General features: G+C 66.6%; 20 protein-coding genes. 12 read left to right on the top strand and 8 right to left on the bottom strand.

All coding sequences use genetic code 11. The features are described 5' to 3' along the window. Positions 1-251: 251 nt before the first annotated feature. The 6 genes from ACTHN9_RS23010 to ACTHN9_RS22985 all read right to left on the bottom strand — a co-directional run bounded on the left by ACTHN9_RS23010 (position 252) and on the right by ACTHN9_RS22985 (position 3,377). A complete protein-coding gene (locus ACTHN9_RS23010; protein WP_440539095.1) occupies positions 252-911 on the bottom strand; it encodes an HrpE/YscL family type III secretion apparatus protein in 660 nt (219 codons plus the stop codon). Between the two features lie 23 nt (positions 912-934). Further along, entirely contained in the window at positions 935-1,588 is a 654-nt protein-coding gene (locus ACTHN9_RS23005) for a hypothetical protein (RefSeq protein WP_440539094.1), read from the bottom strand. Next, on the bottom strand, positions 1,557-2,354 hold the full coding sequence (locus tag ACTHN9_RS23000; RefSeq protein ID WP_440539093.1) for a hypothetical protein: 798 nt from the start codon (positions 2,352-2,354) through the stop codon (positions 1,557-1,559). The genes ACTHN9_RS23005 and ACTHN9_RS23000 overlap by 32 nt, the downstream gene beginning before the upstream one ends. 10 nt (positions 2,355-2,364) lie before the next feature. After that, positions 2,365-2,787, bottom strand: coding sequence for a hypothetical protein (locus tag ACTHN9_RS22995; protein ID WP_440539092.1), 423 nt, complete (start codon positions 2,785-2,787; stop codon positions 2,365-2,367). Next, a complete protein-coding gene (locus ACTHN9_RS22990) occupies positions 2,784-2,984 on the bottom strand; it encodes a hypothetical protein (RefSeq protein ID WP_440539091.1) in 201 nt (66 codons plus the stop codon). Before ACTHN9_RS22990 ends, ACTHN9_RS22995 begins: the two co-directional genes overlap by 4 nt. Positions 2,985-3,050: 66 nt before the next feature. Next, complete coding sequence (locus ACTHN9_RS22985; protein ID WP_440539090.1) at positions 3,051-3,377, bottom strand: hypothetical protein; 327 nt, start codon at positions 3,375-3,377, stop codon at positions 3,051-3,053. 248 nt (positions 3,378-3,625) lie between these two features. On the opposite strand from ACTHN9_RS22985, the gene ACTHN9_RS22980 reads away from it, so the two are divergent. The 12 genes from ACTHN9_RS22980 (at position 3,626) to ACTHN9_RS22925 (ending at position 13,081) form a co-directional block, all read left to right on the top strand. Next, positions 3,626-4,183 (top strand): RNA polymerase sigma factor, encoded by a 558-nt coding sequence (locus ACTHN9_RS22980; protein WP_440539089.1) that lies wholly within the window; start codon positions 3,626-3,628, stop codon positions 4,181-4,183. Positions 4,184-4,330: 147 nt separating this feature from the next. After that, complete coding sequence (locus tag ACTHN9_RS22975) at positions 4,331-4,537, top strand: hypothetical protein (protein WP_440539088.1); 207 nt, start codon at positions 4,331-4,333, stop codon at positions 4,535-4,537. Next, positions 4,534-6,048 (top strand): secretin N-terminal domain-containing protein, encoded by a 1,515-nt coding sequence (locus tag ACTHN9_RS22970; protein ID WP_440539087.1) that lies wholly within the window; start codon positions 4,534-4,536, stop codon positions 6,046-6,048. The genes ACTHN9_RS22975 and ACTHN9_RS22970 overlap by 4 nt, the downstream gene beginning before the upstream one ends. 20 nt (positions 6,049-6,068) lie before the next feature. Continuing rightward, positions 6,069-6,872: an FHA domain-containing protein gene (locus tag ACTHN9_RS22965; protein ID WP_440539086.1), complete on the top strand. Its 804-nt coding sequence runs from the start codon at positions 6,069-6,071 to the stop codon at positions 6,870-6,872. Continuing rightward, positions 6,866-8,248 (top strand): FliI/YscN family ATPase, encoded by a 1,383-nt coding sequence (locus ACTHN9_RS22960; protein ID WP_440539085.1) that lies wholly within the window; start codon positions 6,866-6,868, stop codon positions 8,246-8,248. The genes ACTHN9_RS22965 and ACTHN9_RS22960 overlap by 7 nt, the downstream gene beginning before the upstream one ends. Next, entirely contained in the window at positions 8,214-8,702 is a 489-nt protein-coding gene (locus ACTHN9_RS22955) for a hypothetical protein (protein ID WP_440539084.1), read from the top strand. The genes ACTHN9_RS22960 and ACTHN9_RS22955 overlap by 35 nt, the downstream gene beginning before the upstream one ends. Positions 8,703-8,788: 86 nt before the next feature. Continuing rightward, the gene (locus ACTHN9_RS22950; RefSeq protein ID WP_440539083.1) at positions 8,789-9,109 is read left to right on the top strand and encodes a hypothetical protein; all 321 of its coding nucleotides are present in this window, start codon (positions 8,789-8,791) and stop codon (positions 9,107-9,109) included. Next, positions 9,099-10,184 (top strand): type III secretion system cytoplasmic ring protein SctQ, encoded by a 1,086-nt coding sequence (gene sctQ / locus ACTHN9_RS22945; RefSeq protein ID WP_440539082.1) that lies wholly within the window; start codon positions 9,099-9,101, stop codon positions 10,182-10,184. The genes ACTHN9_RS22950 and sctQ overlap by 11 nt, the downstream gene beginning before the upstream one ends. Further along, on the top strand, positions 10,181-10,843 hold the full coding sequence (gene sctR, locus ACTHN9_RS22940; protein WP_440539081.1) for a type III secretion system export apparatus subunit SctR: 663 nt from the start codon (positions 10,181-10,183) through the stop codon (positions 10,841-10,843). Before sctQ ends, sctR begins: the two co-directional genes overlap by 4 nt. A 4-nt stretch (positions 10,844-10,847) precedes the next feature. Further along, the gene (locus tag ACTHN9_RS22935) at positions 10,848-11,111 is read left to right on the top strand and encodes a flagellar biosynthetic protein FliQ (protein WP_440539080.1); all 264 of its coding nucleotides are present in this window, start codon (positions 10,848-10,850) and stop codon (positions 11,109-11,111) included. 9 nt (positions 11,112-11,120) lie between these two features. Further along, on the top strand, positions 11,121-11,981 hold the full coding sequence (locus ACTHN9_RS22930; RefSeq protein WP_440539079.1) for an EscT/YscT/HrcT family type III secretion system export apparatus protein: 861 nt from the start codon (positions 11,121-11,123) through the stop codon (positions 11,979-11,981). Continuing rightward, complete coding sequence (locus ACTHN9_RS22925) at positions 11,978-13,081, top strand: EscU/YscU/HrcU family type III secretion system export apparatus switch protein (RefSeq protein WP_440539078.1); 1,104 nt, start codon at positions 11,978-11,980, stop codon at positions 13,079-13,081. Before ACTHN9_RS22930 ends, ACTHN9_RS22925 begins: the two co-directional genes overlap by 4 nt. 48 nt (positions 13,082-13,129) lie before the next feature. Here ACTHN9_RS22925 and ACTHN9_RS22920 read toward each other — a convergent pair whose 3' ends face one another. Together ACTHN9_RS22920 and tssM are read right to left on the bottom strand one after the other, a co-directional pair. After that, complete coding sequence (locus tag ACTHN9_RS22920; RefSeq protein WP_440539077.1) at positions 13,130-15,310, bottom strand: FHIPEP family type III secretion protein; 2,181 nt, start codon at positions 15,308-15,310, stop codon at positions 13,130-13,132. Between the two features lie 123 nt (positions 15,311-15,433). Continuing rightward, complete coding sequence (gene tssM / locus ACTHN9_RS22915) at positions 15,434-18,934, bottom strand: type VI secretion system membrane subunit TssM (protein ID WP_440539076.1); 3,501 nt, start codon at positions 18,932-18,934, stop codon at positions 15,434-15,436. Positions 18,935-18,968 lie beyond the last annotated feature (34 nt).

Raw genomic sequence — 18,968 nt, 5'->3', positions numbered from 1 at the left:
CAGCCGCGTCGGCTGACGCGGCCACGGCGACCGATCATGTCCGGCGCACGCCGTCTTCATGGATGATGGGATCCACGCACACGCTCGCGGCAAACCGGGCGAGACCGCTGCCTCGTCGCTCATTGAGAATTCTAGTCACGACCGACCAGAATCAAATTCTAGGGACGCCATGCGGATCGGCAGCTGAGAAAAATCTCGAATACTGGGTACGGCACGCGATAAGCGGCGCGATATCGGAACCCGGTCGACGCCTAAGCTTTCGCATTCGCCGGCGCGACTTCCGCGACGGACGCGCGGTTGCCGTCGCGCGCGTCGTTCACGCCGTGCGCAGCCGATGCAGGCATCGGCCCGAGCGAGGCCATGAGCGCGTCGAAGGCGAGCACCCATTCGCCCTCATCGCCCACGAGCCGGCAGCATCCGGGCGCTAATGTCTCGTCGATTTCGGCCGGCCAAGGGGAACCGATATCGTTGCGGCGGTAGATCGCTTCGTCGGCGGGACATAGGAGAAGCCGCGCCGCAGGCGTCGGCCCCGCCGCCTCGCGCAATTGCTCGCAAACGATGCGCAGCCGCTCCCCAGCCGGCAACCGTGCGCCGACGTGCGCCAGCGCCGCAGCAAGTACGCGATCGAGCGTCGCCTCCAATTGAGCCGTCAGCGACGCTTGCGTCGATCGATACGCCTGATCGAGTGCAATCGCGCGTTCGGCGAACTCGCGTTCCATTTGCGCATGGCGCGCACGCCATGCGGCGATCGAATGTCGTTTGCGCAGCTTCGCGGTGTCGCGCGCCGCTTTGACGATGGAGACGGCCGTGCGTCGCGCACGATCGACGATCGCCTCGGCATCGCGCAGTCGTGCGACTTCTTCGCGTCGCCAAACGAGCTTACCGTCGAACGCATGCGGGCCTTCGTCCATTGAGATACGCCGTGCCGTAAAGCTCATTGCCTACCTCGGGAGGCGGCTTGCGCCGCCGCATGACGCACGACGGCGCAGCACAGCGACAAACAGCGGCCTACGTGGATCCGGTCGACGATCAGCGTCGGCGCACGCAGTGACGCCTGCGGCTCCTGCTCGTGCGCACGCCCATCCGCCGCCATCAGCATCGCGAACCGTGCATCGGCATGCGGCCAGTCCGAGCGCGCCATGGCGCGCAAGACAGATACGCCGCAAGCATACGTCGATGAAGTTTCGCCGCATTGCGCCTGAGATCGAGTTTGCGCGCGCAGGCAATTGACGTCGCGGTACCTCAACGCGAAGGCTAGCCATGGATCGATCGGTGCACGGCATGCGTGCGGCACCGACACGCCGGCTCGCAGCGATCCGAGATGCCCGAGTACCGAGGCCATATCTCGCAAGACCGCCGGCGAAGCGCCGATCACCGTCAGCCATCGGGAGTCGGCCGGCGGATGCCATCGCCGCCGCAAGCCAAAGCAATCCGCCCAACCACCGTAGATCAGCCGCTCGGCAAATCGATCGAGCTCGCGCGGCGGTGCCCCATACTCGGCATGCCACGCCCGTGACGCCCATCGCCATGGCTCGGTCCAAAATGCGGGAATATCGTCAGCCGGCCGTTGTGCCATCGGCTCCCCCATGCGCTTCTTCCCTCGGTTTTCGGCGCCTCGATAGGCGCAGTATTCGATCCGCGAAATAGCCGGCCGCGGCCGCACCACCCACGAGCAGGAGCGTTCTCAGCGTCTCGTACGAACGTGGAGTGGCCCCGGAGCCGACCGGTAGCGGCTGCACCGGCGGTTCGGCCAGCAGCATGACGGCGACATGCCGGTCGTCCTGCGCGGCGAGCCCCGGCACGCCATTCTTGACGAGACGGGCGATGCCGGGCACCAACGACGACAGATCGACGTCGGCGCGATGCTTGAGGAGCACCGACGCCGATGCCGGCGCAAGCGGCGCCCCAGGCGCGGGACGCTCCGGCGGCACCACCGAAACGCGGGCGCCTACTACCCCATCGATCTCCATCAGCGTGCCTTCGAGTTCGCGTTCGATCGCATGCGTGATTCGCGCACGCGCCTCGAGCGGCGTAGGTGCGATGCCCCGCTCGCCCAACGCCTCGTCGACGCTCGGACGCGCCGCGCGCAACAAGCCCGCTTCGCGCAGCGCGCTCATGGCGCGCGGCAACTCCGACTCCGCGACCGACAGCATGACGCCCGACTTCTCGCGCTTGCGTTCGACGAGGACCCCACGGCCGGCAAGCGCCGCCTCGATCTCGCTCGCTTGCCTGGCATCGGGAGCCAACTGAAGCTCGACACGTCGCTCGCATGCAGACAGCGCCAAAACCGCAGCCATCGACGAAACGCCGAGCTTCGCGATACGCCATGCCGTTGCACCGACTTCGACCTTCATGCCGACGCGATCACGCCGCCGCAACCAACTGCCGGAGTGCGCCCGCCGTTACTCCGACAAGCTTGGCGCCCCACATGATGGACAGGTTGTAAGACGCCATCGCGCGCGCCTGGCGATGCATCGACACCGCCAACGTCGGCGCATCGACGCCCGCAGCCCATGCGCCGGCCAACTCGGCAGACAGCGTCTGTGCCTGCACACGGTAACGCCCGACTTCGTCGAGGCGGCTCGCCAGCGCACCGAGCGCCGATCCGGGCCCGCTCCCAGGCGCCGCGGTGCGAGGCAGCGAAGCGAAAGACAACGCGTGGCCGGCGTCGACGGCCGCCAGGGCCGCCGCGAACGAATCGCCCACGCTTGCCGCGCCTGCTTGGCGCGCCGCCGCCCATGGTGCCGCCGTGTGCTCGGCGGCCGTGCTTGCAAGCGGGCCGCTCATGGACGCAACTGCTGGCCGATCGTGCGCAGCGCATTAATGAGTTCCGTCTTCGCGTGTCCCTCCATATAACCGAGTGCCTGCTCGGCGTCGAGCTTGCGCTTCTCTAGCGCGAATGCGACGCCGGTGTAGGCTGCCCACTCCCCCACGTGCTTTTGGCCGGCCGCACGTGCGGCGAAGGCCTCCGATATTTCGAACATGTTTCAAGACCTCTCGATTCGAGGTGCGGCGCTGGCGCGCCGCACCTGCCTCCCTATACCGACACGTTAAAAGTGAATACCCTGTGCCGCCTTAATGCCGGCGTTCTGCGCCTTCGCTCCGGAATCGAGATGACCGCTCGCGATACTGTTGGCCGTGTCGACCATCATCTTTTGGATGTTGGCCTCGGTCTGCATTTCCATCGCCTTCAACTGCATCGCTTCCTGCCGTTTCAGGATACGGTCCATCTGATTCGAACCTACGCTGCTCGGTAAGCCCGCCGCACCGTCCGCCTTCGCGTCGGACGACCCGGATAGGGCCGAGACGACGGACGTGGCGAGCGTAGCGAGAGCACCCACCGCATTAATCGCGGGAACTATGGCTGCTATGGTCATGATTGCGGCTCCTTGGCTGAGGTTCGAACTGCGACTCTTCCGGGGATCGATCCGCCGCACGCCGGAATTGCGAGCTTAGTAACGGGCGGGCGCGGAACGGTTCCATCCCCTACCGGCGGTGCAGTGCGGTATGCGCAGGAAGGCGGCTCGGGGGTTACATCGTCCGATTTTTCGCTTCCGATACCCCAGCGTCGAGCGGGACGCGAATCATGTGCGGATCGCCATGCCAAGAGTCACTCGATCCGACGATGATCACGACGCTCTCGAATCCCGCCTCGCCGCCCGCCGCGGTGGATCAGTCCATCCAATTCGACGACTGGTACCGCGCCCATGCGTGCGCCATCTACCGTTTCATCGCGCGGCGCGTGCGCAGCGCGGAAGATGCGGCCGACATTCTTCAATCCACCTACCTGGGCGCCTGGGAAAACCGCGCGTCGTATCGGGGCACGGCCCAGCCGAAAACCTGGTTGACGGCGATCGCGCTGAACGTGCTGCGCAATCACGTCAACCGGATGTCCGATTACCGTTTCGTGATCGAGCCGATCGACGATCACGAAAACGAACTCATCGATACGCGGGCACCCGACCGATGCGTCTCGGTCAAGCAAACGTTCTCGCACTTTCTCGAGTTCGCACAAACGCTCCCGCCCGAACAGCAGCGCATGCTCGAGCTGCTGTTCATCGATAACGTCAGCTATGTCGACGTCGCCGCCACGCTCGGCATTCCCGTCGGCACCGTTCGTTCGCGCTTGTCGCGCTTGCGTTCGAGGCTGGACAGGTACTTCGAACGGTTCGGCGGCCCTTGAATTTCGCGCTTCGGGTTCGCCCTGTTCGCCCTGTTCGCCCTGTTCGCCCGCTTCGCCCGGATGGGACTACCGCCGGTCGCAGCCTCGGTCCGTGCAACGCGTCTCGCGCCGGCCTCGTTCAATCGTCGATCCATCCGAATTTCCGCCATGAAGCTCGAATCTTCCGAAACCCAATTGCTCGATGCATTGCGGCATGCCGAACGAATCCGGCAAACGATGTCCGCCGACCAACCCGCCGAGTGGCGCGACTATGTGGATGCACTACGCGGCGTATCGCTGGCCAATTGGAGCGCCACCACGGATCTTCAAATGAAGTTCGGACTGTTGCGCACGGTCATCAACGAAATTCGATGATCGGCATGTTCGAGCGCGCCTGGTTGAATCTGTCGCTGCTGGTCGCGTTGTCGTCGATCGCGCTGCCGAGCAACGCCTCTGGCGCCGTGGATGCAGGCGCCAGCCTCGCGGCGCCGTATGCCTCCGAGGCAACCCAGCAAACCGTCGTCGAGATCCTCGGTCGATTCGCCGCCGATCACGGCCTTGGCATGCAAACGAATCCCGGCGCCGAGAGCGCTTGGCAAACAGCCAAGCTCGACGGGTGGGTACGCGCACCGAGCGGCCGCGCCTTTCTCGAGCAGCTCGCCCAAGCGCACCACTTTTCGTGGTTCATCGCCGAACGCACGCTGTATCTGAGCGGCGCGCGCGACGCCGCCGTCGAGCGAATCGCGCTCGGCGGCGCCCGTGCGGACAGCGCCCGAGCGGCCCTCGAATCGGTCGGGCTTTACGACCCGCGCTTCGGCTGGGGCGAACTGTCGGGCCAAGATGCCGTGCTCGTGGGCGGGCCACGCGCCTATCGTGCACTCGTGCGCCGCTTCCTTGCCGCCGATACACGGTCGAGCGACGGCCAGGCCGATCCTGGGCCGATGATCTTTCCGCTGCGATTCGCGCAAGCGACGGACAGCCCGCCGTCGGCCGCCGGGACCGACGCTGTCGCGCGTCCCGGTGTCGCGGCGCTCTTGCGCCAACTCCTCGTGCGTGAAGTTCCGGCTGCACAACCCGCGTTCGTTCTGCCGGCGCAGGCCGACTTTCCGCCGTTGCCCGCCGCCACGCCGCCGCTCGCCCAATGGATCGGATTGCCCGCCGCATCGTCCACGCGCTCGCCGCTCGCGCCTCGCTCGCGTGCGCCGAACGGTTCGCCATGGGATGAGGCTCGGATCGACATCGTCGCCGACGAGCGAACGAACGCCGTCATCGTATGGGCCGACCGGCGCTGGCAAAGTCGAATTCAGCCGCTCGTCGAAGCGCTGGATCGACCGTCCTCGCTCGTCGCCATGGACGTGCTCGTGATCGAGGCCGACATCGCCACGGTGACAGCGCTCGACGCGGCAACCGAAAGCGCGCGCGGGGAGCGGACGGCGCATCGTTCGGCATTCGACGAACTCATCGACGATGCGGTCGCGGCGCACCGCGTTCGCCTGCTCAATCGCCAAACGCTCGTCGGCCGCATGAACGCGCATACGACCCTTGCGATCGGCGGCGAGGCGGTGCACACGGGCGGCGAATCGGACCAGGCCGGCGCCGAGCCGCTCAACGGCCGCAGCGGCAATCGGGGCGATCGCCTCGACCTCGCCGCGCGGATCGTGCCATCGGATCGTGCGGCCGCGACATCGATCGCCGTGGACGTCGATTTGCTCATGGCACAACCCACGGGTCTGCCGGGGCAACCGTGGGCCAATACCAGCAGCGTGAAATTGGACACCGCGATCACCGTCGAAAGCGGTGCGCCCCCGCGTTTGATCGCCAGCTACCCCGTTGCAACGGCGCGCGCACAGCAACGTGCCATTTTCCTCAGCGCCAAAGCGTTATAGGACGCATCAAGCCCGTCACCATGCTCGAACTCCGTATCCTCACCGGCCTGCATCGCGGAGCCGCGTTGCCGCTCGAAGGCGACGCGATCCGCTTGGGAAGCGCGGCGGAAAACGACATCGTCCTGCTCGATCCCGGCATGCCCGGTGTCGCCTGTGCCATCTTTCTTTCCGAGCAATCGGGCTGGCGATACCGCACGTACGCCTCGGTCCGTTCGGACGGCAAGGCGTTCGACGATGTCGGCGCAACCGGCGGCACTGCGCTCGTCCCCGGTGCTCGCTGGTTCGCCGGCCCCGTCTTGATCGGCTGCGATGAGGAGGGCTCGCCCTGGCCCGCCGGCCAACCGCAAGCCGGCATCGTTCATGGCGAGCGACGCGGCAGGCGGCCCGCCCCGTTCAAGCCGGCGCTATGCATCGCTTTCGTCGCGGCCATCGGCGCGATCGGCCTCGCCACCGGATGGGTGTTAAGGAGCCCCTCCGTTCGCACAGACGTTTCGGATACGACCGTATCCGATGCATCGACTGCATCGAACGTGTCGAACATGTCGAAGGCATCGACTTTATCGTCCGCATCGGCAACATCGCCCACACCCGCTACGACGATCAACCCCGTGCGCGTGGTGAGCGCCACCGTCTATCCCAGCCAAGCGGTTCGCCCGCCGCCGTTCGAGATACGCAGCGCGAGTACAGGGCCTTACGGCTTCGTCGTCACCCGCGACAATCAGGTGCTCATGCCGGGCAGCCGCTTGGGCGCATTTACGCTGGTTCGGATCGAACCGGGGCGCGCGGTGTTCGCCGGGCCGCATGCGGCGGAGTCGACATGGTAGCCAGTACGCCCGACGCCATGAATCCGCCCATGAGCGCCGATCTCTCCCTGCGGCTGGCGCAGTGGACACGCCGCGCAAACAACCGCCTCGTTTGCGCGCAAGCTGTGCGCTGCTATGGGCGCGTGGAGCAAGTCAGCGCGACGCTCGTGGTCGCGCGCCTGCCGCGTTGCGCCGTGGGCGACCTGTGCGAGCTGGCGCCGCGCGATCGAGTCGCCCCTCCCGTTCTTGCCGAGGTGATCGGTTTCGAGATGAACCGTGCTTGGCTCGCGCCGCTGGGCCCGACCGACGGCATCGGAGCGAACGCGCTGGCACGTACGCTCGGCGTGCCGCACAGCGTAAGGGTCGGCCCGCACCTGCTGGGCGAACGGCTCGATGGCTTCGGCCGCCCCACGCGCGAAGGCGCGACGGCATCCGATACAGGCTTCACGACGGTACGGGTACTCGCGGCCGCACCTTGCGCCACCACGCGGCCGCTCATCGATCGGCGCATCGCGACAGGTGTGCGCGCGGTCGATGCGCTGCTGACCCTCGCGCGCGGGCAGCGCGTCGGATTGTTTGCCGGTCCGGGGTGCGGCAAGACCACCTTGCTCGGCGCGCTGGCGCGCGGGATCGATGCCGACGCGATCGTCCTCGCGCTGGTCGGCGAGCGCGGGCGCGAATTGAACGAGTTTCTCGCCCGCGAACTCGGTCCCGTCCTCGCGCAACGCACCGTCGTCGTGTGCGCGACATCCGATGCCTCCCCCATGGAGCGAGCCCGCGCGGCATTCACGGCGACGGCGATCGCCGAGGGCTTGTGCCACGGCGGCAAGCATGTCCTGCTGCTCGTCGATTCATTGACACGCTTCGCGCGCGCGCAACGCGAAATCGGGCTCGCGTCGAACGAGCCGCCGGGCCGGCTGGGGTACCCGCCTTCCGTCTACGCCGCATTGCCGCGCTTGATCGAACGCGCAGGCAATCGTGCCGACGGGGCAATCACGGCCGTCTATACGGTCTTAACCGAATCGGAACATGCCGACCCCATCGCCGACGAGGCAAGATCATTGCTCGATGCACACATCGTCCTTTCGCGCAAGCTCGCCGAGCGCGCCCACTTCCCCGCGATCGACGTGACCGCGAGCCTGAGCCGGCTCATGCCCGTCGTAGCCGACGATTCGCATCGACGAGACGCCGACCGCGCTCGCTCGCTGCTGGCCCGCCACGAAGCACTGGAATGGCTCGTTTCGCTTGGCGAATACGCGCCCGGCCAGGACGCGGGAGCCGACGAAGCCATGGCGCGCCATGCACCGCTCACGGCGCTATTGCGCCAAGACCTTCGCTTACCCGCACCTTGGGAGAACACGCTTGAACAACTTCATGCCGCCGTCCATGGCGAATGAATCGCCAAGACCGATTGCCGACGAAGCGCCACCATCGAGCGTGCCGCCCGCGTGGCGGATACTCGCGGCGGTGTCGGACGCTCGCCGAAAACGTGCGGCCTATGCGCTCGCGCAAACTAAGCAAGCCCTGCGGCATGCGAACGCGCGGCAGGCACAGGCCGAAACCGAAGCGGCGCGGCTGCAAGCGCTGGCGATCGCGTTCGAACGCGAATGGCATTGCAAAGAGCGGCAACGCGAGGCGAACGGTATCGAGATCCGCCACGCGCGAGCGGCGCAGGGCCAACGCCAAGCGCTTGCCGATCGCCAAATGGATCTCGTTCGCACGTGCGAGCAAGACAGCGTTCGAGCGCGTCGCCTGCTCGATCAGGCGCGAGAACGACACGCCGGGCTGGCACGAAAGCACGAAAAAATGCTCTCGTTCAGGCTGCGCATCGCCAAAGGGGGTGACGCATGATCGAGATTCATCGAAACCTTTCCGCCCCCGCACCAACGCGCCTGCAAATCGCCCCCGCACTATGGCATTGGACGGCTGGCGAACCGATGGCAACGAGCGATGCCCGTTCGAACAACGGGTGGCGTCAGCCTCGGCGATCCCCGTGCGTCGAGCCTATCCTCATTGAAACGGCGATCCGGCGAGGCAACGTCCCGGCCGGCACGACCTACCGGGCGACGCTGACGCTCCATGACCTCGGCCGTATCGATCTCACCGTGATGCATCGGCCGCGCCATATCGCCGTTCGGTTGCGATGCGAGTGCGCCGCGAGCTACGCCTGGCTGGTTTCCCACAGCGCACAGCTCGAATGGCGCCTGACATCCGTTTTGCGCCATCCGTCGAAGGTCGACGTCGCCTATGCCGGATAACAGGACGCCCGACGAAGGACGCGGCACGCGCACTCCGAGCGGGGCGATTCGCCTGCGGCGCATCGACGCCATCGCGAAAGCGAGGCACCGTCTCACCCGGGTCCACCGCGCGCATTGCCCGTTGACGGGGGCTGGCGAGGCCGACCTTCTCGTCCGCGAGGACATGCACCCGGTGGACAGCGGCGCTCAAGGGCTGCCGTTATCGACGCGCTTCGGCCCCGCAATCGCCTACGACTATGCCGCGCTGCTGCTAGCGTGCACCGGCATCGATCTGACGCACCCGAGAAAGCCGCCCGCTCACGTCGCACTCGCGCGATACGGGTTCGCCGCGCTCGCGCCCGCCTTGCAGAGCGCACTCGGCGAACCGACCGTGAGCGAAACGGCGGCCCCCTCGCCGGATAGCGGAGCGACGTTCCCCGTCAACTTACTGTTGCGCTTGCCGTCGATGCGCCTGACGATGCGATGGCTCATGACGGCTGCGGGCTTGCACGCGCTGCTGGACAGCGATCCGTGGCACCCGGTCGCCACGCCGCCCCCCCTATCCCTGCCGCCGTGGCTCAGTTCGCTCGACGCCGCCATCGGCGGCGACATCGGCGAATCGAGCGTGCCGCTCGCCGAATGCGACCGCCTTGCACCCGGCGACATCGTTCTGATCGCCAAAAGCGCATTCGACGTCGCAGGCCGCGCCGTCGTGCGCGTCGGCTCGTGCGGGCTGCACGTGCGCTGGCTAGCCACCCATCGCTGTTTCGAAGTCGAAAACATGACGCATATTCCTGACTCCCCTAGTGACGCCGCCTGCCCCTCGAATCCGGCAACCGCCCTCTCGACAGTCGATCAGGGCGACATCCCGGTGCGCCTGTCGTTTTCGCTCGGTACCTTACGGGCAACCGTCGGCGATATAGCCGCATTGCGCCCAGGCTCGCTCCTCGAATTGAAGCGCGGCATGCCGCCCGAAGTCACGATCGAAGCGAACGGAATGACGCTCGGCAGCGGCGAACTCGTCGATCTGGACGGTCGGCTCGCCGTCGAGATCATGCATTGGCCGCACCCTCGCACGCCGAGCCCCACGTCATGATCCTCGATCAAAATCCGTTGGCCTTGCTCGCGCTGCTCGGCCTGCTGTCGCTATTGCCGCTGGTTGCCATCGCCACCACGTCGTACCTGAAGCTGTCGGTCGTCCTCGTATTGGTTCGCAATGCGCTCGGGGTCCAGCAAGCGCCCACGACCCTCGCGTTGAATGCGATTGCCCTCGTCGGCACGATGTTCATCATGGCGCCCACGCTGTCGGCGTGCATGGCGCAAGCCAGTCAAGTCGCGCACGCGCCGCCTGGGGGCGCACCGGGGGCAACGCAAATCGAAACCGCGCTCGCGGTGGTCGCACCGTTGAAGCAGTTCGTGATGCGCAACGGCCGCGCCGAGGAGCGCGCCCGTTTTCTCGAGATGGCGAAACGTACGTGGCCGGCAGCGGCACACGACGCGGCGCGCGCCGACGATTGGAGCATCGCCGTGCCCGCCTTCGTCGTATCGGAGTTGCAGTCCGCGTTCGAGATCGGCTTGCTGCTGTTCATCCCGTTCGTCGCGGTCGATCTCCTCGTGTCGAACGTCCTGCTCGCCATGGGCATGCAAATGGTGCCGCCGATGATCGTCGCGCTCCCGATCAAGCTCTTGCTGTTCGTGCTCGCAGACGGTTGGGGCAAGCTCCTGCACGCGCTTGTCTTGTCCTACCAGGGATGACGCCATGCCCGAATCCTTGGTCTTGCTTCAGCACGCACTGCTCTTCGCCTTCAAAGTGTCGGTCGTACTCTCGCTCGCCGCGGCCTGTGCAGCCATTGCGATCTCGCTTGTCCTGTCCGTCTTTCAAATTCAGGATCAAACGCTGCCGTTCGCCGTCAAGCTCGTGGTGGTCGGCGCCGCGATTGCACTCACCGCGCAGTCGATCGGCGCGGAACTGATGCGTGTCATCCATCACGCGTTCGAACTCGCGAGCGTGCCTCGCACATAAACGGCCGCCGTGACCGATCCGCTCGAATCCGCCCTGCCGTTCGCGGCCGCATTGGCACTGTGCGGCATGCGCTGGCTTCCCACGATCCTGCTCGTGCCGATCTTCGCGGGCCAGGCGTTGAGGGGCATCGCGCGGGCCGTCGTGACGCTCGCGCTTGCCTTGCCCACCGCGCCCGGCGTAGCAGCGGCATTCGCGCACACACCGCTCGCGCTCGGCCAATGGTTAGCCCTCGGCGCCAAGGAAGCCATACTGGGCACCGTCCTCGCCGGCCTCATCGCCGTGCCGTTCTGGGCGCTAGAAGCGGCCGGCACGTATCTCGACTATCAGCGCGGCGGCAATCCTCAAGCGCTTGACCCGGCGATGTCGGTGGAGACGTCGGTTCTCGCCATCGTGCTACAGCAAGCGTTGATGGTTTTCCTCATTCATAGCGGCGCCTTGTATGCGCTCTTCGACATCGTCGCGGCAAGCCACGCCTTGTGGCCAGTGCTGGCCCCCCTCCCCCCGCTCGGACCGCACGCCTGGGCGCCCTTCGGGACGCTGCTCGGCGCCACCGCGCGATTCGCGCTGACACTCGCCGCGCCTTACCTCCTAGCCCTCGCTGCCATCGAGGCCGGCTTCGCGTTGCTCTCTCGCGTCAATCCCAAGTTTCCGGCGTACGTGGCCGCATTACCGTTCAAGAGCGTGCTTCTGACACTACTCGTCGCGCTGACGCTGCCCCGCCTGCTGGCGGCAGGCGGTGACCTCGTGGCCCAGCACAGCGCGGAAGTGGGCCGCACGCTGCGAGAGGCCGCGGCGGCCGATCTGCCCCGCCGCCCTCCCCCTACCGATGCTTCGCCCGAGCTTGCGGCGCCGCCCGATCCGATACGATGAGCGATAAGCCGCTGGCGCCGACCGCCAAGCGCCTGCGCGACGCCCGCGCGCAAGGCGATGTCGCGCGCAGCGACGTCTTTGCCGGCTTCGTCGCCGCCGTGCTGGCGACGGAGGCCGCATTTGCGCTTGTCGATATGGGCATCGACCGGTGGCTCGCGCTACAAGCGCAAACCATCGCATACTTGGCGCACGCCCATCGCATCGACGCGTGTCTACGCCTGCTTCCGTCGTGGATCGTGTCTCTCGCCGTGCTAGTCGGCACGTTCGCGATCATCGCCGTCATCGCCGCAACGTTCAGCGCATGGGCTTGCGGCGGATTGTCCGTCTCGCCCAAGGCGATCGAACCGTCGTTCAAACGCCTAAATGCTGTCCGGCACTTGAGGACGCTCTTCGGCGCCAAGAATCTCACGGCCGTGGTCCTGGCCCTGACAAGCGCGGCGATCGTCGCTACGGTCGCCTATTGCCTCTTGCTGGAGCGGCTCCCGCTCGTCGATGCCCTCGTCGAGTGGCAATCGCTCTCGTTCGATCTGCGCGTGGGCATCGCCAGCCTGCATGGCTTCGTGCGCGCGCTGTTGGCGGCACTGTTCGTTCCGGCCGTATTGTCGATTGCGATCGCGCGACGTCGGCATCGCCGCGCGCTGCGCATGAGCCACCGCGAACTCAAGGACGAACTGAAGCAAACGACGGGCGACCAGACGATGCGGGCCCGTCAGCGCGCTTCATTCGCCGAAGCCCTGTTCGCCGTACCGCCCGTCGGCCGCGCCGGCAAAAGGCGCGCGCTCATCACGAACCCGGAACATATCGCGGTCCTACTGGATTTCGACGCCGACGACTCCGCGCCTCCGCTCGTCGTCGCCAAAGCCATAGACGACGAAGCGATGCGGATGACGAACGATGCATTGCTCGACCGGGTTGTGGTCTTTCGCTTCCGAAGGCTTGCACGCCACCTCTACCGCCACGGCGAATTGCAGGCCGGGATTCCGGCCGATTCCTACCGCGCGGTCGCCATCGTCTACCGCATCGTCGAAGAGATCGAAGCGCTCGCCGAGCGCCCCAACCTACCGATCGAAATCGACGACGTCGCCTTCGATTCGTCATGAGCCGCACCGTTTCGGCCGGCGCACGATGGGGCGCTCGGCCTCGCGGCGCTACGGCGCCGAATGCGCGGCGGTGTCCATCGATAGGCTACCGAGGACCTGCACGCGCTGCGTCGGTCCAACCTCGGCATACGAGAGGACGTGCGTCTCGAACAATTCGTCCGCGAGCCATTGGCGCAATGGGCGGCGCAACGCCTGCGTCGTCAACACGACCGCCGAGGCGAGCACCCCCGGCCTCGTCGCGGCCAGCGCGCGGATTTGCGCGATCAGCGCTTGCGCGAGGTCATGGTCGATCGTTAGCACCGGGCCTAGCGGCGTCGGCTGAAGCGCGTCGGTCAGATGCGTTTCCAGCGCGCGCTCGATCAGGCACGCATGGAGCACACCGCCATGGGAAAACTCGTCGCAAATTTGCGCCCCCAAGGCCATACGCACGTGTTCGGCCAGCACCGCCGTGTCTTTTTCGCGCGGCGCCCAAACCACGAGCGCCTCGGCAAGCTCTCTGACGTTGCGCAACGAGACCCGCTCGACAATCAGCAACTTCATGACTTCCGCGAAGCGCGACAGCGTCAGCGCTTGCGCCAGCTCTTTCGCCGTGGCCGGCAGCTCGCGCTGCAGCCAATTGAATACCAATTGGGCCTCGTGTATCCCGACGAACCGGGCTGCATGCCGATGCAGCAACCGCCGCAACAGCGCCGAAAAATAGCCTATGGCATCCAGCGCGTGACGATCCTCGCCGTCCATCCGCGGCACCAGGGACGGCTCGATCCAGACAGCACCGTCGATCAACGGAAACGATTGCGTCACACCGTGCTTGCGCAGGACGGCTTCCATGTCTTCGCCGAACGGCACGCAGATGCGATCCCATTGAAAATCCCCCGACGCCACCACGACTTCGTGTATTGCCACCTCGTACCGATCGGCGTCGAGCCGCTCAACGCGATCCACGTCGATGACGGGCACGGTCATGCCGTAGCGCAACACGATCTCGTTTCGTACGCGCCGGATCGCGCGTAGCAGTGCCGCTTCGCGTTCGGCGGCGAGCGCCGCCGGCGCATCGTGCGGACGTGACGACACCGAAACGACGATCGGCCGGATCGGAACGATTTGGCGCACGTCGATATCGTCGGGCACGACGCCGCGATCGCGTGGCGTTGCCGGCGATGGTGCGGGGGCGCTCGCTTGTGCGTCGCGCCGCCGCCCCGCCAAGCCGATCGCGAACATCGCAGCGGACAGCAATGCGAAAACGGGCCACGGCATGCCGGGCACCGTCGCGAACACGAGCATCACGACGGCCGCCATCAACCAAGCCGCCGGCGCGGCAATCAACTGACGAGCAATTTGCCCGCCCACCGTCGCGCCCGAGGCACCCGATGCGCTCGAATCGTCGCCGCCTCGCGTGATCAGCACGGCCGCCGCAATCGCGATCAGCAGCGCCGGGATCTGCGCAATCAGCGCATTGCCGATCGTCAGGATCGAATAGCGCTGCAGCGCCTCGTCGAACGAGAGCCCGCGCCCGGCCATGCCGATGCCGATACCGGCGATCAGGTTGACCGCCACGATCGCCAGGCCCGCGATCGCATCGCCTTTGACGAAGCGCATCGCCCCGTCCATCGCGCCATGCATCCGGCTCTCCCGGGCCAGCGCTTCGCGCAGGGTTTGCGCCGTTTCGGGACGCGTGAAGCCCGCGCGCAGGTCGGCATCGATCGCCATTTGGCGCCCTGGAATGGCGTCGAGCGTGAAGCGCGCGGCCACCTCCGCCACGCGCTCGGCGCCTTTCGTCACCACGAGAAACTGGACGATGGCGATGATCGAAAACACGATCAAGCCGACCGCAAGATCGTCGCCTGCAACGAAGCGGCCGAAGGTGTCGACGATACCGCCGGCATCGGCATGCAGCAAAATGGAGCGGCTCGTGCCGACTTCGATGCCGAGACGAAACAGCGTCGTGAGCAGCAGCACGACGGGAAAGCTCGAAAACGAAACGGCACTCGGCAGATAGAGCGCAAGAGCGATCAACAGCACGGCCGCGCCGATATTGAAGGCGATCAGCGCATCGATAACGAAGGTGGGCAGCGGCAAGATCATCATCGCCATGACGAGAGCGATCAAGATTGCCGCAACCGCGTCGCCGCGCGCGCCGATTCGGGCAATCCAGCGCATGGGGCGGCTGCTCCACGCTTCACGCAGCCGCCGCACCGGCGTGGATACCGCCGCCTGCGAAAGACCCTTCATACACCCCAGCCGAAAACGAAAGAGTGGGTTGAGTAACGAACGGCTCGGCAATGGTTCCTTATACGCCCGTGCGAACCGCTTTTACGACGCTTTTTTCGATGTTTGCACGACGTCGAGCCGACATTAAAAACCCGCAGGGCAGCGAAACGCATGCAAGGCGGGCAGCGAAAACGGATTCGCCACGCTAGATGCGGCCAGATCGAGAGCGACGCTTTGTCCGCCGAGACTGTAGGTTAAGACGAAGCGGTCGGCCGCGAGCGCGCTCAGCCGGCCGTCGTCGAGCAGACGAAACAGCGACCACGCGCCGTGTGCCTCGAACCCGTGGCGACCGTCCGCACTCGCAGGCGAATAATCGATCCGGGCCACCGCGTCCCCCGTGCGATCGGGCCAGTCGAACGGCGTCGCGCGCGCCGGATCGTGGGCGTAATCGAGCGTTTGCCCGCCCGCGGTCAAGACGAAGCGCGTCAAGGCCGCATCCATGGTGCGCGGGGTCAGCGCGAAACGCACGTGCATCGTCTTGCCGTCCCCGCCGAAGAACGCCTCGCGAATGCTCGCTGCCCGCTCGAATTGGCGCAGCGCGGCAATCGACATCCCCGGCGGGGCAACGCCCGGGCGCCAAACCCACGGTACCGCGGCGGTGTCGACGTACGGCTTCAGATACGTCTGAAAGAACGTGTCGAACAGGCCTCCCGATGCGAACAGCCGCGTGAAATCGGCGGGCGTCACGTCGTCGACGCCGGTCGGGACGATCGGATAGCGCCCATCGATCGCGGCATGACAGAATCCGTCCACTTCGGCACGCCACCGCTCGTCGATGCGTGCGCGCTGTGCGGACTGCGCTGTCGTCGTGCCTTCCTCGGCCAGCGAGCCGAGCATGTCGTCGAGCGGCGGCGGCATGACGGCCGCATGCTGGGCGAGCTGTTGGAGGGCGTCGTCGGGCGGCGCCGGCAAGCCGCTCGCATGCGCCACACCGGCCGCCCGCAAATACACGGCCACTTCCTTCAGTTGCGCTTGGACCCGATCGAGCGCGCTTGCTCCGCCCCCGCCTTCGCTTCGAACTAGACGATGCAAGGCATCGAAATGTCGATCGACGAACGCCGCCGTCTCCGGGCGGATCGAAACGTTCGCCGAGGGGGTCCCGCTGCGTGTGTCGAACCACTTGCGGACTGTGCGCCCCATGATCGCGAAGGTGTCCGACGTACCGCGAGCCGGCGTGGCCGCGCCATCCGCACTCGACAGGGTCGTCTCCTTGGCCGCTCGCAACAAAAACGCGCGCAGCGGCGACTCCTGGCCAGCCAGCAACGCGACGAGCGCCGCGCCATCGTCCGCGCGAGGCAGCGGCCGTAACGCGACGTCCTCGATCAGGGCGTCCCACGCCTGCACGTAGCCGCTGAAATAGAGACGGTCGACGTCGTCGGCTAACGCGCGTGGTGTGCCTGTGTTGGCCTGCGTCCGACCGAGAACCCAGTCTTCGCGTTGCGCTTGGGCGAGCGCGGCATCGCGTAGCACCACGTAACGGCGCAAGCCTGCCAGGGTATACGCCCCCGGCACGCCGTCGCTAAGCCGTGCCCCGCTCTTGCGGTAAAACGCCAGCGCCGCCGTGGGTCCTGCCATATCGGCGACCGAAAGCGGTTCGGGCGTGGACGCCCTCAGTTGTGCCATCACCGAGTCGAACACGCGCTGCGCACCCGGTTGTTCGCTCAGCCGGCCGCGCACGTCGGCGATCAGCTTCGGGTCGAGCGCAATATCCGCTAGGAACGACGTGGGATCGGCCCATGCGGCGCAATGCGCGAGCCACGCCGCCTTTTCGGATGAAGACAGGCCCGCTTGGGACGCGTCGCCGGCGATCCACGCCAGAACGGTCGCCTCGTCGTAATGCGCCCGCTCGCCGAGCATCGAATAGGCACGCAGCGTCTCGTATTGCGTCGATGGCGACGCGTTCGCATCGCGCAACGATTGCGTCATGCGCGCAACCACGTACGGCTGCACCGTTTCGCGCAGTATCTCCCGATAGGTCGCCCGGCAGGCGGCCTCCAGGTGCACCTCACGGACCAGTTCGAGCCCGACCAACCAGGACCCGCCCGGTTCTTGCCAAGCACGCCCGCAAGGCAAGCCATGCACGCGATCGAGCAACGCGAGCATCGCGCGCGGCGAGCGCAGGTCGACACCGGATCGCGCCTCGCGCACGAGTGCAACGGCTGCGGGCCCCGTGGCGGCGACGGCGGCGCTGCCACGCCGGTAAGCTGTCACGAGGCCGACTGCCGCGCACGCCACCAGCATCGCGCACGCTGCGGCGCCCAGGCGAGCGAGGACGACGCGCCGATGCGGCAGCGCATCGCGCGAGCGAGCGAGACCGCGCTCCCGAAACACCACTTCCCGAAAAAATCCCTCGACGAAGCAACCGCGCTCGCCGCCGGATGCTTGCGAAAGCGGTGAGCCCGGCGCGTGCGGCTCGACCGAGGACGCTTTGCCCGTCACGGCGGAAAAATGCATGCTACGCAGCAACGGGGTCTCCGATCGCTCGGGCGATGCAATGAACGCGTCGTTCAATAGGCGCCCCAGCGGAGCCGTCAATTGCATCAACACGCCGGGAAACCGAAACGTCCTCGCGGCCCGCCACGCGTCCGAGCGCACCGGCATGCGCGCGATCACTTGCGCTTGCGCTTCGCGGGCCAACGTGTCGAACGCGTGGGTCAAATGCGTGCTCCACGTGTCCTCGCGCGTCCCGCGCTCGAGCGGAACGACTGCACCGAGCGGCCCCGCGCAGACCGCGTCGGTCGATCCGGCGAGAAACGTGTCGAAGCCCGTCAATCGGTCGCATTGCGTGACGACGACATAGACAGGAACGCGCCGCTTCCAGAGCCGATACGATTCGTCGATGCAATCGCGCAGCGCTTCGCCGTGCCGGGCGAGCCACGCTTCATCGCGCTCCATGAGCCGCCGTGCCGCCACGGCGACGACGATCCCGTTGGCGGCACAACGACGCCGCACGCATCGCATGCGGTGGATCAGCGCCCGCCATTTGTCTTCGTGCACCGGCTCGCCCACCGGCGCCTCGAACAGTACCGCTTCCTTTCCGAACCATCCGACGACGGACGCCTCGTCGGATCCTTCGCCCGCACTCGACTCGCTGTCGTCGTAGCGTCGGCACAACACGCGCAGCATCGTCGATTTCCCCGCGCCCGGCTCGCCGATGACGAGATACCACGGAAGCCGGTGAACGCTATGCCGCCCGAAGCGCCACGCGGGCCCGCCCGATCGCGTCCAGCGCAGCGCCGCCGCGACGAGACCGTTCACGCGATTGCGCAGCCGGCTGGCGGACGCGGACGCGGACGGGTACGGGGACGCGGACTCGGGCGCCGCGCTCTGTTCGCGCGCACGGTCGTCGGCGCCACCCTTCTCTTCGTCGCCGGTATGCCGCACGATGCGAATATCGCGCAACACCGGGATAAGCCGCCTGATCGCCAGCCAGAGCAGCACCGCGAACACCCAGACGCCGATCAACCCAAGGCGCGCCGAAACAGCCGCGAACGGTCGTTGCTCGTCGAACCCCAGATGCGGCGCCTTGAACCAAATGACGGCCGCCACCGCGCCAATGAGCGCCAGGACACCGGCGTTGCGCACGCTTAGACATTTTTTTAGGAGCCCTAACATATAT

It is taken from the genome of Trinickia sp., from assembly GCF_051953405.1.
Lineage (GTDB): Bacteria > Pseudomonadota > Gammaproteobacteria > Burkholderiales > Burkholderiaceae > Trinickia.
The sequence above is the reverse complement of the archived record's forward strand: the minus strand, read 5'-3'. Positions and strand labels throughout refer to the sequence as shown.

Bases quoted from the DNA above. Each gene is read 5' to 3' on its own strand.
- ACTHN9_RS22960 (WP_440539085.1), top strand. From the start codon at position 6,866: ATGGTAGCCAGTACGCCCGACGCCATGAATCCGCCCATGAGCGCCGAT.
- sctR (WP_440539081.1), top strand. From the start codon at position 10,181: ATGATCCTCGATCAAAATCCGTTGGCCTTGCTCGCGCTGCTCGGCCTG.
- ACTHN9_RS23010 (WP_440539095.1), bottom strand. From the start codon at position 911: ATGGACGAAGGCCCGCATGCGTTCGACGGTAAGCTCGTTTGGCGACGC.
- ACTHN9_RS23005 (WP_440539094.1), bottom strand. From the start codon at position 1,588: ATGGGGGAGCCGATGGCACAACGGCCGGCTGACGATATTCCCGCATTT.
- ACTHN9_RS22935 (WP_440539080.1), top strand. From the start codon at position 10,848: ATGCCCGAATCCTTGGTCTTGCTTCAGCACGCACTGCTCTTCGCCTTC.
- ACTHN9_RS22925 (WP_440539078.1), top strand. From the start codon at position 11,978: ATGAGCGATAAGCCGCTGGCGCCGACCGCCAAGCGCCTGCGCGACGCC.
- ACTHN9_RS22920 (WP_440539077.1), bottom strand. From the start codon at position 15,310: ATGAAGGGTCTTTCGCAGGCGGCGGTATCCACGCCGGTGCGGCGGCTG.
- ACTHN9_RS22980 (WP_440539089.1), top strand. From the start codon at position 3,626: ATGATCACGACGCTCTCGAATCCCGCCTCGCCGCCCGCCGCGGTGGAT.
- ACTHN9_RS22990 (WP_440539091.1), bottom strand. From the start codon at position 2,984: ATGTTCGAAATATCGGAGGCCTTCGCCGCACGTGCGGCCGGCCAAAAG.
- ACTHN9_RS22995 (WP_440539092.1), bottom strand. From the start codon at position 2,787: ATGAGCGGCCCGCTTGCAAGCACGGCCGCCGAGCACACGGCGGCACCA.
- ACTHN9_RS22965 (WP_440539086.1), top strand. From the start codon at position 6,069: ATGCTCGAACTCCGTATCCTCACCGGCCTGCATCGCGGAGCCGCGTTG.
- ACTHN9_RS22950 (WP_440539083.1), top strand. From the start codon at position 8,789: ATGGCAACGAGCGATGCCCGTTCGAACAACGGGTGGCGTCAGCCTCGG.
- ACTHN9_RS22985 (WP_440539090.1), bottom strand. From the start codon at position 3,377: ATGACCATAGCAGCCATAGTTCCCGCGATTAATGCGGTGGGTGCTCTC.
- ACTHN9_RS22970 (WP_440539087.1), top strand. From the start codon at position 4,534: ATGATCGGCATGTTCGAGCGCGCCTGGTTGAATCTGTCGCTGCTGGTC.
- ACTHN9_RS23000 (WP_440539093.1), bottom strand. From the start codon at position 2,354: ATGAAGGTCGAAGTCGGTGCAACGGCATGGCGTATCGCGAAGCTCGGC.
- sctQ (WP_440539082.1), top strand. From the start codon at position 9,099: ATGCCGGATAACAGGACGCCCGACGAAGGACGCGGCACGCGCACTCCG.
- ACTHN9_RS22975 (WP_440539088.1), top strand. From the start codon at position 4,331: ATGAAGCTCGAATCTTCCGAAACCCAATTGCTCGATGCATTGCGGCAT.